The organism is Pseudomonas putida (assembly GCF_001636055.1).
GTDB lineage: Bacteria > Pseudomonadota > Gammaproteobacteria > Pseudomonadales > Pseudomonadaceae > Aquipseudomonas > Aquipseudomonas machongensis.
In genome coordinates this window covers 4,454,417-4,476,758 of record NZ_CP011789.1, presented here as the reverse complement: position 1 = coordinate 4,476,758, position 22,342 = coordinate 4,454,417, and the positions used below count along the sequence as shown (strand labels likewise).

24 protein-coding genes are annotated in these 22,342 nt (G+C 63.8%); 5 read left to right on the top strand and 19 right to left on the bottom strand.

Annotation, left to right across the window (positions count from 1 at the left end):
• Window positions 1–104 precede the first annotated feature (104 nt).
• Both AB688_RS20005 and AB688_RS20000 read left to right on the top strand, forming a co-directional pair.
• Window positions 105–1,007 carry a DMT family transporter gene (locus tag AB688_RS20005; protein WP_054894756.1) on the top strand — a complete coding sequence of 301 codons (903 nt, stop codon included), beginning with the start codon at window positions 105–107 and terminating at the stop codon, window positions 1,005–1,007.
• A 29-nt stretch (window positions 1,008–1,036) separates the two neighbouring features.
• A complete protein-coding gene (locus tag AB688_RS20000) occupies window positions 1,037–1,966 on the top strand; it encodes a class I SAM-dependent methyltransferase (protein WP_063545654.1) in 930 nt (309 codons plus the stop codon).
• A gap of 32 nt (window positions 1,967–1,998) precedes the next feature.
• Here AB688_RS20000 and AB688_RS19995 read toward each other — a convergent pair whose 3' ends face one another.
• The 16 genes from AB688_RS19995 to ccoN (AB688_RS19920) all read right to left on the bottom strand — a co-directional run bounded on the left by AB688_RS19995 (window position 1,999) and on the right by ccoN (AB688_RS19920) (window position 17,592).
• Window positions 1,999–2,547, bottom strand: coding sequence for an adenine phosphoribosyltransferase (locus tag AB688_RS19995; RefSeq protein WP_063545653.1), 549 nt, complete (start codon window positions 2,545–2,547; stop codon window positions 1,999–2,001).
• A 53-nt stretch (window positions 2,548–2,600) separates the two neighbouring features.
• Window positions 2,601–3,335, bottom strand: a complete 735-nt coding sequence (gene fnrA, locus AB688_RS19990; protein ID WP_054894758.1) for a Crp/Fnr family transcriptional regulator FnrA — start codon at window positions 3,333–3,335, stop codon at window positions 2,601–2,603.
• Window positions 3,336–3,526: 191 nt separating this feature from the next.
• Window positions 3,527–4,909, bottom strand: coding sequence for an oxygen-independent coproporphyrinogen III oxidase (hemN, locus tag AB688_RS19985; RefSeq protein WP_063545652.1), 1,383 nt, complete (start codon window positions 4,907–4,909; stop codon window positions 3,527–3,529).
• A gap of 115 nt (window positions 4,910–5,024) precedes the next feature.
• Complete coding sequence (locus AB688_RS19980) at window positions 5,025–5,708, bottom strand: sulfite exporter TauE/SafE family protein (RefSeq protein WP_063545651.1); 684 nt, start codon at window positions 5,706–5,708, stop codon at window positions 5,025–5,027.
• Entirely contained in the window at window positions 5,701–5,922 is a 222-nt protein-coding gene (ccoS, locus tag AB688_RS19975) for a cbb3-type cytochrome oxidase assembly protein CcoS (RefSeq protein ID WP_054894761.1), read from the bottom strand. Before ccoS ends, AB688_RS19980 begins: the two co-directional genes overlap by 8 nt.
• 13 nt (window positions 5,923–5,935) lie before the next feature.
• Entirely contained in the window at window positions 5,936–8,380 is a 2,445-nt protein-coding gene (locus AB688_RS19970) for a heavy metal translocating P-type ATPase (protein WP_063545650.1), read from the bottom strand.
• Between the two features lie 148 nt (window positions 8,381–8,528).
• Window positions 8,529–9,059 carry a FixH family protein gene (locus AB688_RS19965; RefSeq protein ID WP_054894763.1) on the bottom strand — a complete coding sequence of 177 codons (531 nt, stop codon included), beginning with the start codon at window positions 9,057–9,059 and terminating at the stop codon, window positions 8,529–8,531.
• 15 nt (window positions 9,060–9,074) lie between these two features.
• Window positions 9,075–10,490, bottom strand: a complete 1,416-nt coding sequence (gene ccoG / locus AB688_RS19960) for a cytochrome c oxidase accessory protein CcoG (RefSeq protein ID WP_063545649.1) — start codon at window positions 10,488–10,490, stop codon at window positions 9,075–9,077.
• 290 nt (window positions 10,491–10,780) lie between these two features.
• Complete coding sequence (gene ccoP / locus AB688_RS19955) at window positions 10,781–11,761, bottom strand: cytochrome-c oxidase, cbb3-type subunit III (RefSeq protein WP_063545648.1); 981 nt, start codon at window positions 11,759–11,761, stop codon at window positions 10,781–10,783.
• Window positions 11,758–11,955: a CcoQ/FixQ family Cbb3-type cytochrome c oxidase assembly chaperone gene (locus tag AB688_RS19950; RefSeq protein ID WP_054894780.1), complete on the bottom strand. Its 198-nt coding sequence runs from the start codon at window positions 11,953–11,955 to the stop codon at window positions 11,758–11,760. The genes ccoP (AB688_RS19955) and AB688_RS19950 overlap by 4 nt, the downstream gene beginning before the upstream one ends.
• A 5-nt stretch (window positions 11,956–11,960) precedes the next feature.
• The gene (gene ccoO / locus AB688_RS19945; protein WP_054894766.1) at window positions 11,961–12,569 is read right to left on the bottom strand and encodes a cytochrome-c oxidase, cbb3-type subunit II; all 609 of its coding nucleotides are present in this window, start codon (window positions 12,567–12,569) and stop codon (window positions 11,961–11,963) included.
• Entirely contained in the window at window positions 12,569–14,011 is a 1,443-nt protein-coding gene (gene ccoN / locus AB688_RS19940; RefSeq protein ID WP_054894767.1) for a cytochrome-c oxidase, cbb3-type subunit I, read from the bottom strand. The genes ccoO (AB688_RS19945) and ccoN (AB688_RS19940) overlap by 1 nt, the downstream gene beginning before the upstream one ends.
• A 399-nt stretch (window positions 14,012–14,410) precedes the next feature.
• Window positions 14,411–15,352, bottom strand: a complete 942-nt coding sequence (gene ccoP, locus AB688_RS19935) for a cytochrome-c oxidase, cbb3-type subunit III (RefSeq protein ID WP_063545647.1) — start codon at window positions 15,350–15,352, stop codon at window positions 14,411–14,413.
• Window positions 15,349–15,540 (bottom strand): cbb3-type cytochrome oxidase subunit 3, encoded by a 192-nt coding sequence (locus AB688_RS19930; RefSeq protein WP_054894769.1) that lies wholly within the window; start codon window positions 15,538–15,540, stop codon window positions 15,349–15,351. Before AB688_RS19930 ends, ccoP (AB688_RS19935) begins: the two co-directional genes overlap by 4 nt.
• A 5-nt stretch (window positions 15,541–15,545) precedes the next feature.
• Window positions 15,546–16,154, bottom strand: coding sequence for a cytochrome-c oxidase, cbb3-type subunit II (gene ccoO / locus AB688_RS19925; protein ID WP_063545646.1), 609 nt, complete (start codon window positions 16,152–16,154; stop codon window positions 15,546–15,548).
• Between the two features lie 13 nt (window positions 16,155–16,167).
• Entirely contained in the window at window positions 16,168–17,592 is a 1,425-nt protein-coding gene (ccoN, locus tag AB688_RS19920; protein WP_063545645.1) for a cytochrome-c oxidase, cbb3-type subunit I, read from the bottom strand.
• Window positions 17,593–17,641: 49 nt separating this feature from the next.
• Between ccoN (AB688_RS19920) and AB688_RS19915 the strand changes: the two genes are divergently transcribed.
• On the top strand, window positions 17,642–18,334 hold the full coding sequence (locus AB688_RS19915; protein ID WP_063546847.1) for an alpha/beta family hydrolase: 693 nt from the start codon (window positions 17,642–17,644) through the stop codon (window positions 18,332–18,334).
• A 41-nt stretch (window positions 18,335–18,375) separates the two neighbouring features.
• Here AB688_RS19915 and AB688_RS19910 read toward each other — a convergent pair whose 3' ends face one another.
• Together AB688_RS19910 and AB688_RS19905 are read right to left on the bottom strand one after the other, a co-directional pair.
• On the bottom strand, window positions 18,376–18,660 hold the full coding sequence (locus AB688_RS19910; RefSeq protein WP_054894773.1) for a pyrimidine/purine nucleoside phosphorylase: 285 nt from the start codon (window positions 18,658–18,660) through the stop codon (window positions 18,376–18,378).
• 74 nt (window positions 18,661–18,734) lie between these two features.
• Window positions 18,735–19,274 carry an exonuclease domain-containing protein gene (locus tag AB688_RS19905; protein ID WP_063545644.1) on the bottom strand — a complete coding sequence of 180 codons (540 nt, stop codon included), beginning with the start codon at window positions 19,272–19,274 and terminating at the stop codon, window positions 18,735–18,737.
• Between the two features lie 346 nt (window positions 19,275–19,620).
• Between AB688_RS19905 and AB688_RS19900 the strand changes: the two genes are divergently transcribed.
• Together AB688_RS19900 and AB688_RS19895 are read left to right on the top strand one after the other, a co-directional pair.
• A complete protein-coding gene (locus AB688_RS19900; RefSeq protein ID WP_063545643.1) occupies window positions 19,621–20,421 on the top strand; it encodes a substrate-binding periplasmic protein in 801 nt (266 codons plus the stop codon).
• 64 nt (window positions 20,422–20,485) lie between these two features.
• Window positions 20,486–21,508, top strand: a complete 1,023-nt coding sequence (locus tag AB688_RS19895; protein WP_063546845.1) for a GNAT family N-acetyltransferase — start codon at window positions 20,486–20,488, stop codon at window positions 21,506–21,508.
• A gap of 80 nt (window positions 21,509–21,588) precedes the next feature.
• Here the strand turns inward: AB688_RS19895 and AB688_RS19890 are convergent, their stop codons facing one another.
• Entirely contained in the window at window positions 21,589–22,122 is a 534-nt protein-coding gene (locus AB688_RS19890) for an RNA polymerase factor sigma-70 (protein WP_054894776.1), read from the bottom strand.
• Window positions 22,123–22,342: the final 220 nt, after the last annotated feature.

Sequence of the window (22,342 nt, the reverse complement as noted above, 5' to 3'; positions counted from 1 at the left end):
CTGCCTTGATAGTAAAGGCGATTGGTGATTCTGGCCTTGTTTATCCGCTGGAGTGCCCATGTCCGCGCCAGCATACTGTTGCCATCTTCGACAGGAGGCATGAGATGGACAGTTCGATTCGTCGCGGCTCGCTGGAAATGGTCGCCGCCATGCTGATTTCCGGAACCATTGGCTGGTTCGTGCTGGTGTCCGGGCAGCCGGTGCTGGACGTGGTGTTCTGGCGTTGTGTGCTGGGCGCTGGCACCTTGCTGCTGATTTGTGCGGTCATGGGCTTTCTCAAGCCCGGTATCCTGAGCCGCACCACCTTTCTGTTGGCGGTGCTCAGCGGGGTCGCCATCGTCGGCAACTGGTTGTTGCTGTTCGCCTCTTATTCGCGCGCTTCGATCGCCATCGGCACGGCCGTCTACAACGTCCAGCCTTTCCTGCTGGTGGGCCTGGCGGCGGTGTTTCTTGGCGAGCGGATTACCGCAGCCAAGCTGACCTGGCTGACACTGGCCTTCCTCGGCATGTTGGCGATCGTCAGCGCTCACGGGCAAGGGCAGGGCGGCGATGAGTACCTGCTAGGTATCGGCCTGGCATTGGGGGCGGCGCTGCTCTATGCCGTGGCGGCATTGATCATCAAGCGCTTGAGCGGAACCCCGCCGCACCTGATTGCCTTGATCCAGGTAAGTACCGGCGCACTGCTGCTGGCCCCTTGGGTCGGGTTCGGCGGGCTACCGGCAGCGCCTGCCGCGCTGGGTAGCCTGGTGACACTGGGGGTGGTGCATACCGGGTTGATGTACGTGCTGTTGTACAGCGCCATCCAACGCCTGCCCACGGCGCTGACCGGCGCGCTGTCGTTCATCTATCCGATCGCCGCGATCCTGGTAGATTGGGTGGCGTTCGGCCATCGCTTGGCACCGCTGCAGTGGCTGGGCGTGGCGCTGATCCTGCTGGCGGCGGCAGGGATGCAGCAGGGGTGGTGGTTCAGGTCGCGCAGGGCGGCCTCGGCCTCACAAAGCAGGTAGAATGACGGTTTTTCGCTATACGGCCCGCCATGACCTCCCCGATTCACACTCTGGAGCAGCACCTGCTCACCGCCCTCGACCCCGCGCCTGTCGAAACCCGTCGTCTGTTCCATGGCCGTGGCCGTTGCTGGCCGGGCCTGGAGCAGATCACCGTCGACTGGCTCGACGGGGTGCTGTTGGTCGCGCTGTTCCGCGAGCCGCCCGATGGCCAGTTGGCCGAACTCGAGGCGATGCTGCGTGCCCTCGCCGAGCGCCCGCAATGGAGCGGCCAGGCGATCCTGCTGCAGCACCGCTACCTGCCCGACAGCCCTGGTCAGTGGCTGCTCGGCGAGCCCTGCCAGCAGCGCGAGGTGATCGAGGACGGCTTGAAGTACCTGCTGGACCTGGGCGTTCGGCAGAACAATGGATTGTTCCTGGACATGCGCTACGGTCGCCGCTGGGTGCGGGAGCAGGCGGCGGGCAAGCGGGTGCTGAATCTCTTCGCCTACACCTGCGGGTTCTCTGTGGCGGCCATCGCCGGTGGCGCACAGCAGGTGGTGAACCTGGACATGGCCAAGTCGGCGCTGTCGCGTGGGCGCGAGAACCACCGCCTCAATGGCCATGATGCGTCATGCGTCGCTTATCTCGGGCATGAGCTGTTCAAGTCGTGGGGCAAGGTGCGCAAGTACGGCCCGTACGACCTGATCATCATCGACCCGCCGACCTTCCAGCGCGGCAGCTTCGTGCTCACCCAGGACTACGCCAAGATCCTGCGTCGTTTACCTGAACTGCTGAGTGAGGGCGGGACAGTGCTGGCCTGCGTGAACGATCCGGCGATCGGCCCGGAATTTCTCATCGACGGCATGGCGCAGCAGGCGCCGCAGCTGGCCTTTGTCCAGCGTCTCGAGAATCCACCGGAGTTTCCCGATGCCGACCCACAAGGCGGGTTGAAGGCGCTGGTCTTCCAACGGCTGGGCTGAACCCGAGGACTCGGGTTCGGCCCGGTCGCTGATCAGTATTCGGACAGCGAAAACTCGGTCAGGCAGAAGGTCGGCACCCCGGCGGCTTGCAGGCGGCGCGAGCCTTCGAGCTCGGGCAGGTCGATGATCGCTGCAGCCTCGAATACCTTGGCCCCGGTACGGCGCACCAGGTTGGCGGCTGCGAGCAGGGTGCCGCCAGTTGCGATCAGGTCATCGAAGATCAGCACCGAATCGCCGTCGCACAGGCTGTCGGCATGCACTTCCAGGAAGGCTTCGCCGTATTCGGTCTGGTAGGGCTCCGACAGTACGTCGGCCGGCAGTTTGCCCTGCTTGCGGAACAGGATCAGCGGCTTGTTCAATTGGTGGGCGATGATCGAGCCGATCAGAAAACCCCGTGCATCCATGGCACCGATGTGGCTGAACTCGGCCTCGACATAGCGCTCGATGAACTGGTCGGCGACATAGCGCAGCCCGCGTGGCGACTGGAACAGCGGAGTGATGTCACGAAAGATCACGCCCGGCTTGGGGAAGTCCACTACCGGACGGATCAGGGCTTTGAGGTCGAAGGTGTCGCTGTGCATGGGGCGGGTATCCTGGAAAAACGTGGCGTCAGTATACCCTGCCGTGGCAGCGATCAGACCTCCATCGCACCACCGGCCAGCGCGCACAGCTGGATCGGGTCGAGGATGTGCACTTCCTTGCCTTCGGCCTTGAGCAGGCCGTTCTGCTGGAAGCGGGTGAACACGCGCGACACGGTTTCCACCGCCAGGCCCAGGTAGTTGCCGATCTCGTTGCGCGACATGCTCAGGCGGAACTGGTTGGCCGAATAACCGCGGGCGCGGAAGCGTGCCGAGAGGTTGACCAGGAAGGTGGCGATCCGCTCGTCGGCGGTCTTTTTCGACAGCAGCAGCATCATCTGCTGGTCGTCGCGGATCTCGCGACTCATCACCCGCATCAGCTGGCGGCGCAGTTGCGGCAGTTGCACCGAGAGCTCATCGAGGCGTTCGAAGGGGATTTCGCAGACCGAGGTAGTTTCCTGGGCCTGGGCCGAGACCGGATAGGCTTCGGTGTCCATGCCCGATAGCCCGACCAGTTCGCTGGGCAGGTGGAAGCCGGTGATCTGTTCTTCGCCGGCATCGCTGAGGCTGAAGGTCTTGAGGGCGCCGGAGCGTACAGCGTAGACCGAGCCGAAATTGTCACCCTGGCGGAACAGGAACTCGCCCTTCTTCAGTGGGCGGCCGCGCTTGACGATTTCATCCAGTGCGTCCATGTCCTCGAGATTGAGCGACAGGGGCAGGCACAGAGGGGCCAGGCTGCAATCCTTGCAATGGGCCTGGCTGTGAGGGCGCAGTTTGACTGGCTCGGACATTTCTTTCGATCCTTGTGATAAAGCACACATAAGCTGTAAGGGTAACCCACAGCTGGACTAGAGGCCAGCCTGCACTTTTTTGGTGCGGCTTGGCGGCACCCTGCGCGGATGAGTTCGGGCGCCTTCTACCAATCCATGGTGTGCCTGACAAGGCGGACTGTCCATGCGGTGTAACGTCTCGGAAAAACCGACTAGATGACCCGGGAAAAACGTTGGCGATTGTGCAGGTCCAGGTAGGCATCGAACACCATGCAGACCGAGCGCACCAGCAGCCGACCTGCCGGCAGCACCTTGATACCGCGGCTGTCGAGAGTGATCAGACCGTCACGCTGCATGGCCTGCAGTTGCGGCCAGAGCCCTTTGAAGTAACCACGAAAGTCCAGGGTGAAAGCCTGCTCGATCTGCTCGAAGTCCAGTTCGAAATGACAGATCAGTTGCTGGATCACGGCCCTGCGCACACGGTCATCCTGATTGCACAGCAGGCCACGCTGGGTCGCCAGTTGGGCGCTGGAGAGGGTGTCCTGGTAGGTGTTCAGGTCGCTGCTGTTTTGGCAGTAGAGATCGCCGATCTGACTGATAGCCGAAACCCCCAGCCCCACGAGGTCGCAATGACCGTGGGTGGTGTAGCCCTGGAAGTTGCGTTGCAGGGTACCTTCCTCCTGGGCGATGGCCAGTTCATCGTCGGGCAGGGCGAAGTGGTCCATGCCGATATAGCGATAGCCGGCGGCAGTGAGTTGCTCGATGGTGTTGTGCAGCATTTCCAGCTTGGCGGCCGGGGCTGGCAACTCGGCGGCGTCGATGCGTCGCTGGGGCATGAAGCGTTCGGGCAGGTGCGCATAGTTGAACACCGACAGGCGGTCTGGCTGCAGGCGAATCACCTCCTCGACGGTGCGGGCGAAACCTTCCGGGCTCTGGCGTGGCAGGCCGTAGATCAGGTCGAGGTTCACCGAGCGGAATTGCAGGGTGCGTGCGGCTTCCACCAGAGCGCGGGTCTGCTCCAGGCTCTGCAGGCGGTTGATCGCTCGCTGCACGGCCGGGTCCAGGTCCTGCACGCCGAGGCTGACACGGTTGAAGCCCAGCTCGCGCAGCAGGCCCATGGTCGACCAGTCGGCCTCGCGCGGGTCGAGCTCGATGCCGTAGTCACCCGAATCATCATCCAGCAGGTTGAAATGCTGGCGCAGGCAGGTCATCAGCTGGCGCAGTTCCACATGGCTGAGAAAGGTGGGAGTGCCACCGCCGAAATGCAGTTGTTCGACCCGTTGCTTGGGGTCGAGGTGACAGGCGATCAGCTGGATCTCCTGCTCCAGGCGCTGCAGGTAGGGCGCGGCGCGGGCGCGGTCTTTGGTGATGACTTTGTTGCAGGCGCAGTAGTAGCAGATGTTGGCGCAGAACGGCACGTGCACGTACAACGACAGCGGGCGCACCGCACGGCGGCTTTCGCGCAGGGCATGCAGCAAGTCGAACGAACCCACTTCGCCATGCAATTGCACGGCGGTCGGGTAGGAGGTGTAGCGTGGTCCGGCCAGATCGTAGCGACGGATCAGGTCGGCATCCCAACGTAGGTCGTCGAGCATGTGGGCAGTCCCCAGATAGAGCAGCAGTGCCCGGAGTCTAGATATGTCTGTAGGAAGGGGTCTTGACTTGTATCAAGCCGAGTCGGCAGTCACCTGGTGCAACACTCTCAGGCGATCAATGCCCCATCAGCCAGTGCTGGTGCGGCCCAGGTAGCGTCCACAGGCCGAACAGCATCACCAACACTCCGCCCGCCATGCGCACGCTGCGCCGCCGTAGCAGCGCGTTGGCCCGTTCTGCGGCCAGGCCCGTGGCCAGCAACACTGGCCAGGTGCCGATACCGAATGCCAGCATCAGCGCGGCGCTGTGCGCGGCGTTGCCCTGGCTCGCCGCCCACAGCAAGGTACTGTAGACCAGCCCGCAGGGCAGCCAGCCCCACAGTGCGCCGAGCAGCAGGGCCCGCGGCAGGCTCGAGACCGGCAGCAGACGCGACGCCAACGGCTGGATTTGTCGCCACAAGCCTCGGCCCAGGGCCTCGATCCGGGTCAGCCCACTCCACCAGCCGGCCAGGTACAAGCCCATGGCGATCAGCAGCAAGGCTGCCACCACTCGCAGCAGTTGGGCGGCAGGGCTGCTGGCCAGGGCCCAGCCGGCCAGGCCCAGCAGCAGCCCGGCGGCCGCGTAGCTGAGCACGCGGCCGAGGTTGTAGGCGACCAGCAGGCGCAGGCGGCGGGCGCGTTGTTCGGGCGGGATGGCCAGGGTCAGGGCGCCCATCAGGCCGCCGCACATGCCCAGGCAGTGGCCGCCGCCCAGCAGGCCGAGCACCAGGGCGGAACCGAGCAGCGGGAGCAGGTCAGACACGCGGGGTGGGATCCTTGTCGTCGGGCTGTTCGGGCTTGGCTTCTTCGGGTTTCACCGCGGCCTGGTGGCGCGGGTCCTGATCGTCGAACAGGATGCTGTGGGCAGGGCCCTCGAGGTCATCGTACTGGCCGCTGTCCACGGCCCAGAAGAAGATGTATACCGCCACGCCGACGAGCAGCAGGGCGGCGGGGATCATCACATAGAGGGCGGGCATCGGCGATTCCTGCTCAGGCCATGACGGGACGAGGGGCAGCATTAGCAGCCTGCACGGTTGGCATGCGCGTCAAGCGCAGGGCATTGAGCACCACGATCAGCGAGCTCACCGACATGCCGACCGCCGCCCACACCGGCGTGATCCAGCCCAGCGCGGCGAAGGGCAGCATGAGGCCATTGTACAGCGTTGCCCAGAGCAGGTTCTCGAGGATGTTACGGCGCGTGCGGCGCGCCAGGTCGAAAGCCTGTGCCAGTGCCTGCAGGCGGTTGGACAGCAGCACGGCGTCAGCGCTGGTCTTGGCCAGGTCGGTGGCCGAGCCCATGGCGATGCTGATGTCGGCGGCGGCCAGCACCGGCACGTCGTTGACGCCGTCACCGAGCATCAGCACCTTGCGTCCTTCGCTCTGCAGGGCCTTGACCCGGGCCAGCTTGTCGTCCGGACGCAGGCCGCCGATGGCCTGGTCGATGCCCAGTTGCGCGGCGACTTCCCCGACCATCGGCGAGCTGTCGCCCGACAGCAGCAAGGTCTGCCACCCGCGCGTCCTGCACGCGGCCAGCAACTCGCTGGCATCGTCACGCAGGCGATCGTCAAGGCCGAACCAGGCCAGGGGGCCCATGCGGTCACCCAGGAGCAGCCACTGCCCGCGGGGCTCGGGTACCGCCGGCACTTCGGCGCCGCTCAGGGCGCAGACGAAGGCGGCCTGCCCGATGCGCAGCCGCTGCTGGTCGACCTGGCCCTCAAGGCCCAGCCCAGGTACGGCCTGGACATCGTCGGCAGGTTCGGCACTGTGGCCGAAGGCACGGGCGATGGGATGTTCCGAGCGGTTCTCCAGGGCGGCTGCCAGGGCCAGGCAGCGGTCAGGCGCAAGGCTGCCCAGCGGGCGGATGCTGCGCAGGGCCAGGCGTCCTTCGGTCAGGGTGCCGGTCTTGTCGAACACCACGGTGTCGATCTGGTTCAGCCCTTCGAGCACGTGGCCGCGGGTCACCAGCAGGCCAAGTTTGTGCAGGGTACCGGTGGCCGTGGTCAGGGCGGTCGGGGTGGCGAGCGAGAGCGCGCAGGGGCAAGTCGCGACCAGCATCGCCAGGACGATCCAGAACGCGCGCTCGGCATCGAGGTGCCACCACCACAGGCCGATGGCCAGCGCCGCAGCCAGGCTGAACAACAGGAACCACTGCGAGGCGCGGTCGGCAATCTGCGCCAGGCGTGGCTTTTCCGACTGTGCGCGTTCGAGCAGGCGCACGATGGCCGACAGGCGCGAATCCTGGCCGAGGGCGTCGACCTCTACGGTCAAGGCGCTCTCGACGTTGAGCGTGCCACCGGTGACCCGGTCGCCAGCCCGTCGGGCCTGGGGCAGGTATTCACCGGTGAGCAGCGATTCGTCGATGCTCGAACGGCCTTCGAGGATACGACCGTCAGCGGGAATCACCGCGCCCGGCAGGACCTGCACATGATCGCCGCGGACCAGCTCGGCCAGCAGGATGCGTTCGGCACGCCCCTGCTCGTCGAGGCGCAGGCACGAGGCCGGCAGCAGGTTGACCAGTTGCGCGGTAGCCGCTGCCGTGCGTTCGCGGGCGCGCCGCTCCAGGTAGCGGCCGGTGAGCAGGAACAGGGCGAACATGCCCACGGTATCGAAGTACAGCTCGCCGCTGCCGGTGATTGCGGTCCAGATCCCGGCGCCATAGGCCAGGGCGATGGCCAGCGATACCGAGACATCCATTGTCAGATGGCGGGTGCGCAGGTCACGAGCAGCCCCTTTGAAGAACGGTGCGCAGCTGTAGAACACGATCGGCGTGGTCAGGAACAGCGCGACCCAGCGCAGGATGGTGTGCAGTTCGGGCGACAGGTCGATGTTGAATTCCGGCCAGGTCGCCATGGTCGCCATCATCGCCTGGAACCACAGCAGGCCCGCTACGCCGAGCCGTCGCAGCGCCGTGCGGTTTTCCCGGGCCAGTTGCTCGGCGGCCTGGTCGGGCTGGTAGGGGTGGGCGGCGTAGCCGATGCCGCGCAGTTCGGCGATCAGCCGCGAGAGCGGCAGTTGCCCGTCGTTCCAGCTGACGTGCAGGCGGTGGTTGGACAGGTTCAGGCGCGCCTCGCCAACGCCTTCGAGATTACGCAGGTGCTTCTCGATCAGCCAGCCGCAGGCCGCGCAACTGATGCCTTCGATCATCAAGGTGGTTTCGGCCAGGGCGCCCTGGTGCTGCACGAAGTTCTGCTGGACGTCGGCACGGTCGTACAGCGCCAGTTCGTCCTGCAACTGCCGCGGCAGTGCCTCGGGGTTGGCACTGGTCTCGCTGCGGTGCTGGTAATAGTGCTCGAGCCCGCCTGCGACGATGGCTTCGGCGACTGCCTGGCAGCCAGGGCAGCAGAACTGCCGGGGCTGGCCGAGTACCACGGTGCTGAAGCGGTTGCCGGCGGGGACGGGCAGGGCGCAGTGGTAGCAGGGAGTGGGTTGAGTCATCGGGGTCATGCCTGGCCGTGGGCAACAGCGCAAAACCTGTGGGAGCGGGCTTGCCCCGCGATGGCGATCACCTGGACAACATCATTGCCTGGGCTGACGCTATCGCGGGGCAAGCCCGCTCCCACGGGGTCGGTGCTGTTGCAGCGGTTCATTCTTGATGCTCGGCGCCTTGCAGGGCTTCGTCGCCCAACTGCAAGGTCACGCCATGCTCGACCTTCTCTTCCTCGAACAGGCGCCATACCTGGCCGTTCTCGGTACCCAGCAACTCGACGAAGCGTCGGCCTTCGACCTTGTCGTCGAGCTGGCCGACATAGCGCCCGGTTTCGCTACGGGCAAGCTGGACCTTGCGGTCCTTGTCCGGCTGGGTCGGCGAAATCAGGTTCAGCTCCAGGGTCTGCGGATCGCTGTTGCCGGTCAGGCGCAGTTCCACCTCGCCGGTCAGGTCGTCCAGATGCACGCTGGCCTTGAGACCAAGCGTCTGGGCCAACAGCTCGCGGTCCAGCGAGCGGTTGATGCCTTTGCCTGCCTCGTAGTAGTTGTCGTTGACCAGGTTGTCCGGGTTGCGCACGGCGATGCTGACCATGGTCAGGCTCAGGCACACCGAGGTGGTGAGGATGCCGATGATGATCCAGGGCCAGAGGTGCTTGTACCAGGGGCTGTTGGCGGTGGCGGCAGTCATTGTCGAACGTCTCTCTCAGCGGATCTGTGGGCCGATGAAGCGGCTCTTGGCTTCAACCTGGGTGCCGTTGTCGTCGGCATCCTTGAGGATGAAGGTGATGTCGTTGGTGCTCGAGGGCAGTTTCTCGGGGGCGACCGACAGCTGCACCGGCAGGCTTACGATGTCGCCTGCGGCCACGCGGATCTCGCGTTGCCCGGACAGCTGCAGGCCAGGCAGGCCGGCGGCATCGAGCACGTAGACGTGGTCGCGCTGGTCCTTGTTCATCACCTTGAGGCTGTAGACGTTCTCGATCCAGCCTTGGGCGTTCTCGCGGTACAGCACGCGGTCCTTGCTGACGTCGAAGCCGACCAGCGAGCGGGTGGCGAAGGCGGTGGCCAGTGCACCGATCATCACCAGCAGCACCAGGGCGTAGCCAATCAGGCGCGGGCGCAGCATGTGGGTCTTCTGCCCGGAAAGATTGTGCTCGGTGGTGTAGCTGATCAGCCCGCGCGGGTAGTCCATCTTGTCCATGATGCCGTCGCAGGCGTCGATGCATGCGGCGCAGCCGATGCATTCGATCTGCAGGCCGTCGCGGATGTCGATGCCGGTGGGGCAGACCTGCACGCACATCGTGCAGTCGATGCAGTCGCCCAGGCCCTGGGCTTTATAGTCGACGCCTTTCTTGCGCGGGCCACGGGCTTCGCCGCGGCGTGGGTCGTAGGAGACGATCAGCGTGTCCTTGTCGAACATCACGCTCTGGAAGCGCGCGTAGGGGCACATGTACACGCACACCTGTTCGCGCAGCCAGCCGGCGTTGCCATAGGTGGCGAGGGTGAAGAAGCCGACCCAGAAATAGGCCCAGCCATCGGCCTGGCCGGTGAAGAATTCGATGGCCAGTTCGCGGATTGGCGAGAAGTAACCCACGAAGGTCAGGCCGGTGACGAAGCCGATCAGCAGCCACAGGCTGTGCTTGGCCAGCTTGCGCAGGAACTTGTTGCCGCTCATGGGCGCCTTGTCGAGCTTCATGCGCTGGTTGCGGTCGCCCTCGGTGACTTTTTCGCACCACATGAAGATCCAGGTCCACACGCTCTGCGGGCAGGTGTAGCCACACCAGACACGGCCTGCGTACACGGTGATGAAGAACAGGCCGAAGGCGGCGACGATGAGGATGCCCGACAGCAGGATGAAGTCCTGCGGCCAGATGGTGGCGCCGAAGATGTAGAACTTGCGTTCGGGCAGGTTCCACCAGACGGCCTGGTGCCCGCCCCAGTTCAACCATACGGTGCCGAAGTAGAGCAGGAACAGCAATGCGCCGCCGACCATGCGCAACCTGCGGAACACGCCGGTGAAGGCGCGGGTATAGATTTTCTCTCGAGAGGCGTAGAGGTCGACGGAATCCTTTCCTTTGTTGGCAGGCGGGGTGACGTCATGTACCGGAATCTGCTTGCTCATCATCAAGTCCCACGGCAGTGGAGAAATGCCAGGGCCAGTGCATGCCGGCCGTGGTCGCGCGCCTGTGTTGGCGCTCTGCGGCCCATGATACGCCTGTGATGGCAGGGTAGGGCTTGGCTGCGACGTTTAGTCGCGTTGGGTGGTCGTTTGAATCGTGTTATGGCGAGTGTCAATTGATCCAGGTCAGCCAGTGGTGCATTTGCCGGCCTCATCGCGGGCAAGCCCGCTCCTACAAGTACTGCACCAGCCTTGTGGGGGCGGGCTTGTCCCGCGATGAGGCCAGCCCAGGCTTACTCAGCTGGTTGAGTCGGCTCCGCCTGCTGCGACAGGCTGTACACATAAGCCGCCAGCAGGTGCACCTTGTCGTTGCCCTGGATTTCAGCCTGGGCGGGCATCTGTCCCTGGCGACCGTAACGAATGGTCTGCTGCAGCTGGGCGAAGCTCGAGCCGTAGATGAACGCCTGCGGGTGAGTCAGGTTGGGTGCGCCCATGGCGGGGGTGCCCTTGCCTTCAGGGCCGTGGCAGGCCACGCAGTTGGCGGCGAAGAGTTTCTGCCCGTTGGCCGCGTCGGCCTTGATGCCCTCGGGCAGGCTGCGCCCGTCCAGGTTGGTCAGCACGAAGGCGGCAACGTCCGCCACGCCCTGCTCGCCGATCACCTCGGCCCAGGCCGGCATCACACCATGACGGCCATTCATGATGGTGGTCTTGATGGTTTCCGGTTCGCCGCCCCAGCGCCAGTCGCTGTCGGTCAGGTTGGGGAAGCCGTACGCTCCCTTGGCGTCCGAACCATGGCACACCGAGCAGTTGGAGGCGAACAGGCGTGCGCCCATCTTGAGGGCCTGCGGATCCTTGGCGACGTCTTCCAGCGGCATGGCCGCGAACTTGGCGAAGATCGGCCCGAAGCGGGCATCGGCCTTGGCCATTTCCTTTTCCCATTCGTGCACGCCGGTCCAGCCCGACTGGCCATTGCTGAATTCGGTCTGCTTGTCGTTATCCAGGTACGTATAGCCTGGCAGGATGCCTTTCCAGTTGCCCAGGCCCGGATACAGCGCCAGGTAGCCGAGGGCGAAGACGATGGTGCCGACGAACAGCCAGAACCACCATTTGGGCAGCGGGTTGTCGTACTCCTCGATACCGTCGAACGCATGGCCGACGGTTTCATCGGTGATCTCTTCGCGCTGGCCCTTGCGGGTCGACAGCAGCAGCCAGGTCAAGGCGAAGATGGTGCCCAGGGTCAGGACGGTGACGTACAGACTCCAGAAGGTTGTCATTGTTGTTTGCTCCCAGAAGCATTCTTTTGCGCGTGCTCGACATGCCGGCTGGCCTCGGGATCATCCGCGAAGGGCAGTTGCGTGGCCTCGTCGAAATCCTTCTTGCGCCGCGGGCTGAACACCCACAGCGCCAGGCCCACGAAGGCCACCAGCACGACGACGGTGCCCAGGCCGCGAATCATCCCGATATCCATCAGCGTCACCGTTTGCTCTTGATGAGGGTGCCAAGGCCTTGCAGGTACGCCACCAGGGCGTCCATCTCGGTCTTGCCCTTGACCGCATCGCGGGCACCGGCGATGTCTTCGTCGGTGTAGGGCGTGCCGAGGGTGCGCAGCACTTCGAGCTTCTTGGCCGTATCCTTGCCATCGAGGTGGTTTTCCACCAGCCATGGGTAAGCGGGCATCTTCGATTCCGGCACCACGTTGCGCGGGTTGTACAGGTGCGCGCGGTGCCAGTCGTCGGAGTAGCGTCCGCCGACGCGGGCCAGGTCCGGGCCGGTGCGCTTGGAGCCCCAGAGGAAGGGGTGGTCCCACACGCTTTCACCGGCCACCGAGTAGTGGCCATAGCGTTCGGTCTCGGCACGGAACGGACGGATCATCTGCGAATGGCAGCCTACGCAGCCTTCGCGGATGTAGATGTCGCGCCCTTCGACCTCCAGCGCGGTGCGCGGCTTCATGCCCTCGACCGGCTTGTTGGTGACGTCCTGGAAGAACAGCGGGACGATTTGCGTCAGGCCGCCGATGCTCACGGCGATGACCATGAAGAAGGCCAGCAGGCCTATGTTCTTCTCGACTGCTTCATGCTTCATCAGTGCGCTCCCACGACGACGATCTTGGCGGCTTCATCGGCCTGCGCCGGATTGGCAGCGCGTACCGTGCGCAGCACGTTGTAGGCCATCAGCAGCATGCCCGAGGCGAAGAAGGCGCCGCCCAGTGCGCGGACGATATAGCCCGGATGGCTGGCCTGCAGCGCTTCGACGAAGGAGTAGGTGAGGGTGCCGTCATCGTTGATCGCGCGCCACATCAGGCCTTGGGTGATGCCGTTGACCCACATCGAGGCGATGTACAGCACGGTGCCGATGGTCGCCAGCCAGAAGTGCGCATTGATCAGGCCGACGCTGTGCATCTGCTCGCGGCCGTACAGCTTCGGAATCATGTGGTACACCGCGCCGATGGAGATCATCGCCACCCAGCCCAGGGCGCCGGCGTGGACGTGGCCGATGGTCCAGTCGGTGTAGTGCGACAGCGAGTTGACCGTCTTGATCGCCATCATCGGCCCTTCGAAGGTCGACATGCCGTAGAACGCCAGCGACACCACCAGGAAGCGCAGGATCGGGTCGGTGCGCAGTTTGTGCCAGGCACCGGAGAGGGTCATCATGCCGTTGATCATGCCGCCCCAGCTCGGGGCCAGGAGAATGATCGACATCACCATGCCCAGCGACTGCGCCCAGTCGGGCAGGGCGGTGTAGTGCAGGTGGTGGGGGCCGGCCCAGATGTACAGGGTGATCAGCGCCCAGAAGTGCACGATCGACAAGCGGTAGGAGTAGATCGGACGCTCGGCCTGCTTGGGCACGAAGTAGTACATCATCCCCAGGAAGCCGGTGGTGAGGAAGAAGCCCACGGCGTTGTGGCCATACCACCACTGGATCATCGCGTCAGTGGCACCGGCGTAGGCCGAGTACGACTTGAACAGGCTGACCGGCAGCGAGATGTGGTTGACGATGTGCAGCATCGCGGTGACCACGATGAAGGCGCCGTAGAACCAGTTGCCCACGTAGATGTGCTTGGTCTTGCGCTTGACGATGGTGCCGAAGAACACCACTGCATAGGTGACCCAGACGATGGCCAGCAGGATTGCGATGGGCCATTCGAGCTCGGCGTATTCCTTGGTGGTGGTGTAGCCCATCGGCAGGGTGATCAGCGCGCCGAGGATCACCGCCTGCCAGCCCCAGAAGGTGAAGGCGGCCATGCCGTCGGAGATCAGCCGGGTCTGGCAGGTGCGCTGCACCACGTAGTAGCTGGTGCCGAACAGGGCACAGCCGCCGAAGGCGAAGATCACCAGGTTGGTGTGCAGCGGTCGCAGGCGTCCGAAGCTGGTCCAGGGCAGGTCGAAGTTGAGCTGCGGCCACACCAGCTGCGATGCGATGAAGACGCCGAGGCCCATGCCAAGGATCCCCCAGACCACCGTCATGATGGCGAACTGGCGGACGACCTTATAGTTATAAGCAGTCGGACTGATTGCTGTGCTCATGCTAAGGTTCCACGGTTTAGGTGTTCTTGTTGGTGGAAAAATCGGCGCCAGTCTCGATAGCCGCAATGGCTATGGCAACGCAAGGTACCCTGCGCCGACCCGTGTCCATACCCTTCCCACCACCGTCCCGTGGCGTTTCGGGTCGAACGATTGTACACAAATAAATATCTGTAATGTGTACCGTTTTTCACCTTTTTCTGATCGATCGGTCAAGCTTTTTTTCGATGTCTTTTTCGCGCGCGGCGTCAGGCAATGCGCCGCGTCGAGGCCATCGCTGCAACGCGAGGCCACTGTGGCAACAAGCTTAGTTCCGTTCGGAGGGGGTGCAAGGGAGGGGGAGCGGCGCACCCCTGTGGGAGGGCGAGTCGCCGCTCCCACAGGGGGGATTTGCAGGGGTACTTACTTGGTTGTCAGCGTTTCAGCGTTTTCATCATGGGACAGGCTGTACACGTAAGCCGCCAGCAGGTGCACCTTGTCGTTGCCCTGGATCTCGGCCTGAGCCGGCATCTGGCCCTGGCGACCATAGCGGATGGTCTGCTGCAACTGGGCGAAGCTCGAACCGTAGATGAACGCCTGCGGGTGAGTCAGGTCGGGTGCGCCCATGGCGGGGGTGCCCTTGCCTTCCGGCCCATGGCAGGCCACGCAGTTGCTGGCGAAGATCTCCTTGCCCTTGGCCACGTCGGCCTTGGCCCCTTCAGGCAGGCTGCGGCCATCGAGGTTGGTGAGCACGAAACCTGCGACATCCGCCACGCCCTGTTCGCCGATGACCTCGGCCCAGCCTGGCATCACGCCATGGCGGCCGTTCATGATCGAGGCCTTGATGGTCTCGGGTTCACCGCCCCAGCGCCAGTCCTTGTCAGTCAGGTTGGGGAAGCCGTAGGCCCCTTTGGCGTCCGAGCCATGGCACACCGAGCAGTTGGAGGCGAACAGGCGTGCGCCCATCTTCAATGCCTGCGGATCCTTGGCCACTTCCTCCACCGGCATGGCGGCGAACTTGGCGAAGATCGGCCCGAAGCGGGCGTCGGCCTTGTCCATTTCTTTCTGCCATTCGTTGACCTGGGTCCAGCCATTCTCGTAGCCGGGCAGGATGCCTTTCCAGTTGCCCAGGCCCGGGTAGAGGATCAGGTAGCCGACCGAGAACACCAGGGTGCCGACGAACAGCCAGAACCACCATTTGGGCAGCGGGTTGTCGTACTCCTCGATGCCGTCGAAGCTATGGCCCATGGTCTGGTCGGTGGTGTTGTTGCTCTGGCCCTTGCGGGTGCCGAGCAGCAACCAGGTCAGGCCGATCAGGCTGCCGATGGTCAGTACGCTGATGTACGTACTCCAGAAGGTGGTCATTGCCCGTTACTCCTCATGGCAGGTTCCTGCCCGGCAGGGGGCAGGCGGTCGTCGTCGAAGGGCAGCAGGCGCGCTTCGGCGAAATCACGGTCGCGGCGGCGGTTGAACACCCAGAGCGACAGGCCGATGAAGGCGATCATCACCACCAGGGTGCCGAGGCCGCGGATCATGCCGATGTCGAATTCCATCGTGCTTACCTCTTGTTCTTGATCGAGGTGCCCAGCACCTGCAGGTAGGCGACCAGCGCATCCATCTCGGTCTTGCCCTTGACCGCGTCGCGGGCACCGGCGATGTCTTCGTCGGTGTAGGGCACGCCGAGGGTGCGCAATACGCGCAGCTTGGTGTCGGTGTGGCTGTTGTCGACCGGCTGTGCGACCAGCCACGGGTAGGCCGGCATCTTCGATTCCGGTACCACGTTGCGCGGGTTGTACAGGTGTGCGCGGTGCCAGTCGTCGGAGTAGCGTGCGCCGACGCGGGCCAGGTCCGGGCCGGTGCGCTTGGAGCCCCAGAGGAAGGGGTGGTCCCACACGCTTTCACCGGCCACCGAGTAGTGACCATAGCGTTCGGTCTCGGCGCGGAATGGGCGGATCATCTGCGAATGGCAGCCCACGCAGCCTTCGCGGATGTAGATGTCGCGGCCTTCCAGTTGCAGCGCGGTGTAGGGCTTCATGCCCTCGACCGGCTTGTTGGTGACGTCCTGGAAGAACAGCGGGACGATCTGCGTCATGCCGCCGATGCTGACGGCGAACACCATCAGCAAGGCCAGCAGGCCGACGTTTTTCTCGATGACTTCATGTTTCATCAGGCGTGTCTCCTCAAGCCAGCTGGGCGTTCGCAGGGGCGGCGTCAAGCGCTGGCGAACGCACGGTGCGCCAGGTGTTCCAGGCCATCAGGAACATGCCGCTGAGGAAGATCGCCCCGCCGACGAAGCGCACGATGAAGCCGGGGTGGCTGGCCACCAGGGTTTCGACGAACGAGTAGGTGAGCGTGCCGTCGCTGTTGACCGCACGCCACATCAGGCCCTGGGCGATGCCGTTGACCCACATCGAGGCGATGTAGAGCACGGTGCCGATGGTTGCCAGCCAGAAGTGCGCGTTGATCAGGCCGATGCTGTGCATCTGCTGCTTGCCGAACACCTTCGGAATGGTGTGGTACAGCGCGCCGATGGAGATCATAGCCACCCAGCCCAGGGCGCCGGCGTGGACATGGCCGATGGTCCAGTCGGTGTAGTGAGAGAGGGCGTTGACGGTCTTGATCGCCATCATCGGGCCTTCGAAGGTCGACATGCCGTAGAACGCCAGCGACACCACGAGGAAGCGCAGGATCGGGTCGCTGCGCAGTTTGTGCCAGGCGCCGGAGAGGGTCATCATGCCGTTGATCATCCCGCCCCAGCTCGGTGCGAGCAGGATCAGCGACATGATCATGCCCAGTGACTGGGCCCAGTCGGGCAGGGCGGTGTAGTGCAGGTGGTGCGGGCCGGCCCAGATGTACAGGGTGATCAGCGCCCAGAAGTGCACGATCGACAGGCGATAGGAATACACCGGACGCTCTGCCTGCTTGGGCACGTAGTAGTACATCATCCCCAGGAAGCCTGCGGTCAGGAAGAAGCCTACGGCGTTGTGGCCGTACCACCACTGCACCATGGCGTCGGTGGCCCCGGCGTAGACCGAGTACGACTTGGTCAGGCTGACCGGCATCTCCAGGTTGTTGACGATGTGCAGGATCGCCACGGTGAGGATGAAGGCACCGAAGAACCAGTTGCCCACGTAGATGTGCTTGGTGGTGCGTTTCATCAGCGTGCCGAAGAACACGATGGCGTAGCAGACCCAGACGATGGTGATCAGGATGTCGATCGGCCATTCCAGTTCGGCGTATTCCTTGGAGCTGGTGTAGCCCAGTGGCAGGCTGATCGCTGCCAGCAGGATCACCAGTTGCCAGCCCCAGAAGGTAAAGGCCGCCAGTTTTGGCGCGAAGAGGATGGTCTGGCAGGTGCGCTGCACCGAATAATAGGAGGTGGCGAACAGGGCACAGCCACCGAAGGCGAAGATCACCGCGTTGGTGTGCAGCGGTCGCAGACGACCGAAGCTGGTCCACGGAAGGTCGAAGTTGAGGCTCGGCCAGACGAGTTGCGCGGCGATGAAGACGCCGAGCCCCATGCCGACGATGCCCCACACCACCGTCATGAGGGCGAATTGGCGGACCACCTTGTAGTTGTAGGCGGTACTGCTGGTTGTGTTCATGTATGGGTTCCCATCCACGGTTATAGGCAGGCTAAACAGCGAGGCAAGCATGAAAGATGGGCAATGTGCCGGTATTGACGGGGATCAATGGGCCCAAGTGGGAAATGTCCCAGGCTTGCGCGTCGATCCTCCGCAAATCCGGGGCGATCAGGGGCGTTCCTGCAGCCTGATCCTGGCCCACGGCGCCGGTGCGCCGATGGACAGCGCGTTCATGGACGAGATCGCGCAAAGGCTGGCGGGGCTTGGGGTCGGGGTGATCCGCTTCGAATTTCCCTACATGGCCGAGCGCCGGATAAACGGCGGGAAGCGTCCGCCCAATCCGCAGAAGGTGCTGCTCGAGTGCTGGCGCGAGGTGTATGGGCAGGTGCGACCATTGGTCACGGGCACCTTGGCCATTGGCGGCAAGTCGATGGGCGGGCGCATGGCCAGTTTGCTGGCCGATGAGCTGCAGGTGGATGCGCTGGTGTGCCTTGGGTATCCGTTCTATGCCGTGGGCAAGCCGGAGAAGCCGCGGGTCGAGCATCTGGCCGAGCTGAAGACTCCGACGCTCATCGTGCAGGGCGAGCGGGATGCGCTGGGGAATCGGGAGGCGGTTGAGCGATATGCGCTGTCACCGGCAATCGAGGTGAACTGGCTGGTGGCGGGGGATCATGATCTGAAGCCGCTGAAAGCTTCAGGGTTCAGCCATGAGCAGCATCTGCAGGCGGCGGCTGAGAAGGTGGCGGGGTTTCTGAAGGGTTAGCGCTGGATTCTTCGCGGGCAAGCCCGCGAAGAGCCTGATGCTTAGTCGCGATACTCGCACAGGTAGGCGGTATCGACCTTGACCTGCAGCTGGAACTTGCTGTCGGCAGGCACATTGAACTTGTCGCCGGCGTTGAAGGTTTCCCAGTTGTCGCTGCCTGGCAGCTTGACGATCAGGGCGCCGGAGACCACGTGCATGATCTCGCGCTTGGCGGTGCCGAACTCGTATTCGCCCGGGGCCATCACGCCCACGGTGGCCGGACCTTCTTCGCCTGCGAAGGCGATCGACTTGACGGTGCCGTTGAAGTACTCGTTGACCTGGAACATGGGCGACTCCTGAACAGAAGGGCTGAAAAAAGGCTGGCCAGTATGCCCAAGCCCTGCGCGGTCGTCATCTGCTTTCAGGTGAGGCTCAAGGGCAGCAACCGCGCGGTATTGCGTGCATCCTCCAGCGCCCGGTGCTGCTGGCCGACGAACTGCATGCCCGCCAGTTGCAGCGCACCGTTCAGGCCGGTGGGGCGCTGCAGGTGGCGGGCCTTGGCAAAGCGCTGCTTGAGGTTGATGTGCGGCAACTGCGCCAGCAGGCTGCTGACCTGATGCTGCTGCCATTCCTGCAACAACTGCTGGCGGTCGTAGTCGCCCCAACTGACCCAGGCCTGCAACTGCGCCTGGTGATGACCGAGCCAGCGCTCGAACTGCGCCCAGATTTCGGCGAACGGTGCGGCGCTGTCGATACTGGCCTGGCCGATGTGCGTCAGCTCGCGGCAGAACGGTGTCAACTGCGGACGCCGCCGCGGCTTGACGAAGCGCTGGAAGTGATCGACCTCGCGGCCTTCGCGGGTGACCAGGCTTGCGCCGATTTCAATGATTTCCATCTCGGTGACCGGCCAGCCACCGTCGTCGGTCGTAGCTTCCAGGTCGATGACCAGCCAATGGCCCATACCAGGCTCCCTTGCAAGACGCTGTGGTCCGCGGCGTTAGGCATGGGCCAGGGCCGCGGGCCCCTAGGGTCTGTCTGAAATGTATCTGCACTCGCCCATACTGCGTTGAAACGGGGCTCGGAATGCTCATGTACTCCAGTACACTCCGCTTCCTCCCCCCGTTTCGCCTTGTCTGGCCTTCGCGCAGACACATTTCAGACAGACCCTAGAGCGTAGCCAATCCAGAACCCTTACGGCATCCCCTGGCAGAATGCCGCTATTTTGGCATAACCAGCGGTTGTGCCCTGACAGGAAAACGCCTAGCTTAGGCGCATCAAGGTCCACGCCCGTGATTTGAGTGCCTCACTTGACGCCACTGCCCGCCCTCAAGGCCCTGTCATCCCTGATGATGCTCGCTGCACTGTGGCTGGCGGGCTCGGCCCGTGCCGCCGAAATGGTGGAGGTGCGGATCGGGGCCGCGCATTTCCCGCCTTATACGGTGCGTCCGGAGCAGGGGGCCGATACGGGGCTGTTGCCGCAGCTCGCCGAGGCACTGAACCAGCTCCAGGCCGGTTACCGTTTCGTTCTGGTGCCGACCTCGATCCCGCGTCGTTTTGGTGATTTCCAGCAGGGTCGCACCGACATGGCGATCTTCGAGAACCCGCAATGGGGTTGGCAGCAGATCCCGCACACGGTAGTCGACATGGGCCTGGAAGATGCCGAGATCTTCGTCGCCCATCGTCAGGCAGGGCGTGACCAGCATTATTTCGATGACCTCAAAGGCAAGCGCCTGGCGTTGTTCAATGGCTATCACTACGCGTTTGCCGATTTCAATCCCGACCCTGAATACCTGAAGAAGACCTTCCGGGCCATCCTCTCCTATTCCCACGACAGCAACCTGTCGATGGTGCAACGCGAGCGTGCGGACATTGCCCTGGTGACCCGCTCGTACCTGAGTGACTACCTCAAGCGCAACCCGGCCAAGGGCAGCGAGCTGCTGGCCTCGGATCGGGTCGATCAGGTCTACCATCACTACGCGCTGCTGCGTCCTGGTGCGCCGATCCGCGCTGAAGTCTTCACCCAGTTGATGCAGCGCCTGCGCGACAGCGGTGAGCTGGCAGCGCTTTTCGCCCCTTATCGGATCACCGTGCAAACGCCGAACAATTAAATTCGCGGGCTGCGATCACGTTCAGACACTTGAGTGTGATTCCATTTTTCCGTGAGCCATGACCATGCCTTTCGACGCTGCTTCGACGCCGCTTTCCCTTCCTCGATGGCACAGCCTGCAAGGCGACGAGACCGGTTCCCGGTTGAGTCTGACCCTGGAGGGGCGCCCGCTGATCCAGGTACGCCTGGTTCCCGCCGACCCTGTGCAGGTTCACCTGGAAACCGTCTGCCCGGATCGCGGCGTCCAGGCCCTGTGGGCTGCCTGCTACTGGCTGCTGTCGCGCGATCCTGCCTGCCAGCGCCTGGCCTGGCATTTGCCGGAGGCGCCAGCGTGGGTGCCGACGTTGCTGGCGAGCGGCCTGCTGGTAGCCAGCGAGCAAGCGCACGTGTTGATCTGCGAGCGAGCGCTGTTCTGGCAGTTGCCGCAGCCCTGGCTTGGCGAGGTACAGAGCGGTGTCTACCCGCAGCAGATGCAGATCAGCAACGGCAAGCGCCATCCACGCCGCGCCCCCAAACCCCGGGGCGAGGTGTATCGCCGTTTCGATGCGCGCCTGGGGGCGTGGGTGTCGCTACGCACTCTGGAAGTCGAGCAGGACCTGGCGCGTTTCAACCGTTGGCAGAACGAGCCCCGTGTCGCGCACTTCTGGCAGGAGCAGGGCAGCCTGGAGCAGCACCGCGAATACCTGAGCAAGCTCGAGGCAGACCCGCACACCCTGACACTCATCGGCTGTTTCGACGATGAGCCGTTCGCCTACTTCGAAGCCTACTGGGCCAAGGAAGACCGCATCGCGCCGTTCTATCCGGCCGACGACTACGACCGCGGTATCCATATGCTCGTGGGCGAACAGGCGCACCGTGGCCCGCACAAGGTGGCGAGCTGGATGTCGGCGCTGGTGCACTACCTGTTCCTCGACGACCCGCGCACCCAGCGCGTCGTCGCCGAGCCGCGCGCCGACAACGGCAAGATGATCGGCTACATGCACGATCAGTGCTTCCACTGCGACAAAGAGTTCGATTTCCCGCACAAGCGGGCGGCGCTGATGATCCTGGGGCGTGAGCGTTTCTTCGATCGTTGCACGCTGGTCTAGCGGCGCGCAGGGCGTGGGCCGCTGTGCGGCCCGATCACGCTGACAGGTGCCGTGCGGTGCGCGCGATACCTGTGAGGCGGTCAGCCCTCGGCCTGGCGGCTGTTCTTGCGGCAGTGGATCAGCGCGTCGCGGATCATGAAGTTGACCAGCGTTGGTGAGACCCCGAGCTCCTTGGCGATGTCTTTTTGCGGCACGCCGTGCAGGCGGTACATCTCGAACGCGTAGCGAGTGCGCTGGGGCAGCTCGTTGAGCGCTTCGGCGATGTGCTCGAGGGTCGCCAGGTTGATGTGGGTGGCTTCTGGCGAGGCATTCTGGATCACCACGTTCATGCCTTCTTCCTCGCTGCCCGAGTACTTCAGCTCCATCGCCTGCTTGCGGTAGTGGTCGATGGCCAGGTTGCGCACGATCTGGAACAGGTAGCTGAGCTGGGCCTTGAACGATGACGTGATCTGCGGCGCGGAACCGAGCCGGAAGAAGGCATCCTGCACCACATCCTCGGCGCGCGACCGACAGCCCGTGATACGGGCGGCAATCTTGACGAGGATGCTGCGATTGTCGACGAACGCCTGGAGTAATGGTGAATCGCACTTACTTGTGGATAGTTGTTCCGCCATGGAAATCACCTTGTCTCTGTGAGGAAAGGGAGCACACCGATTAGTCATGCTTCCTACAACGTGCGACAAACTATTCAGAATGATAATGATTGTCAAATACAGAAGTAAGTGAGTCTCTATTCGATTGTGGTCTAAGCTGCACCCCCTCCATGGCCCCTGTGTGAACGTCGTTCGCAGGCCCGCGACGTTTCTAATTATTTCTCCGGCCCATCCGTTCCCC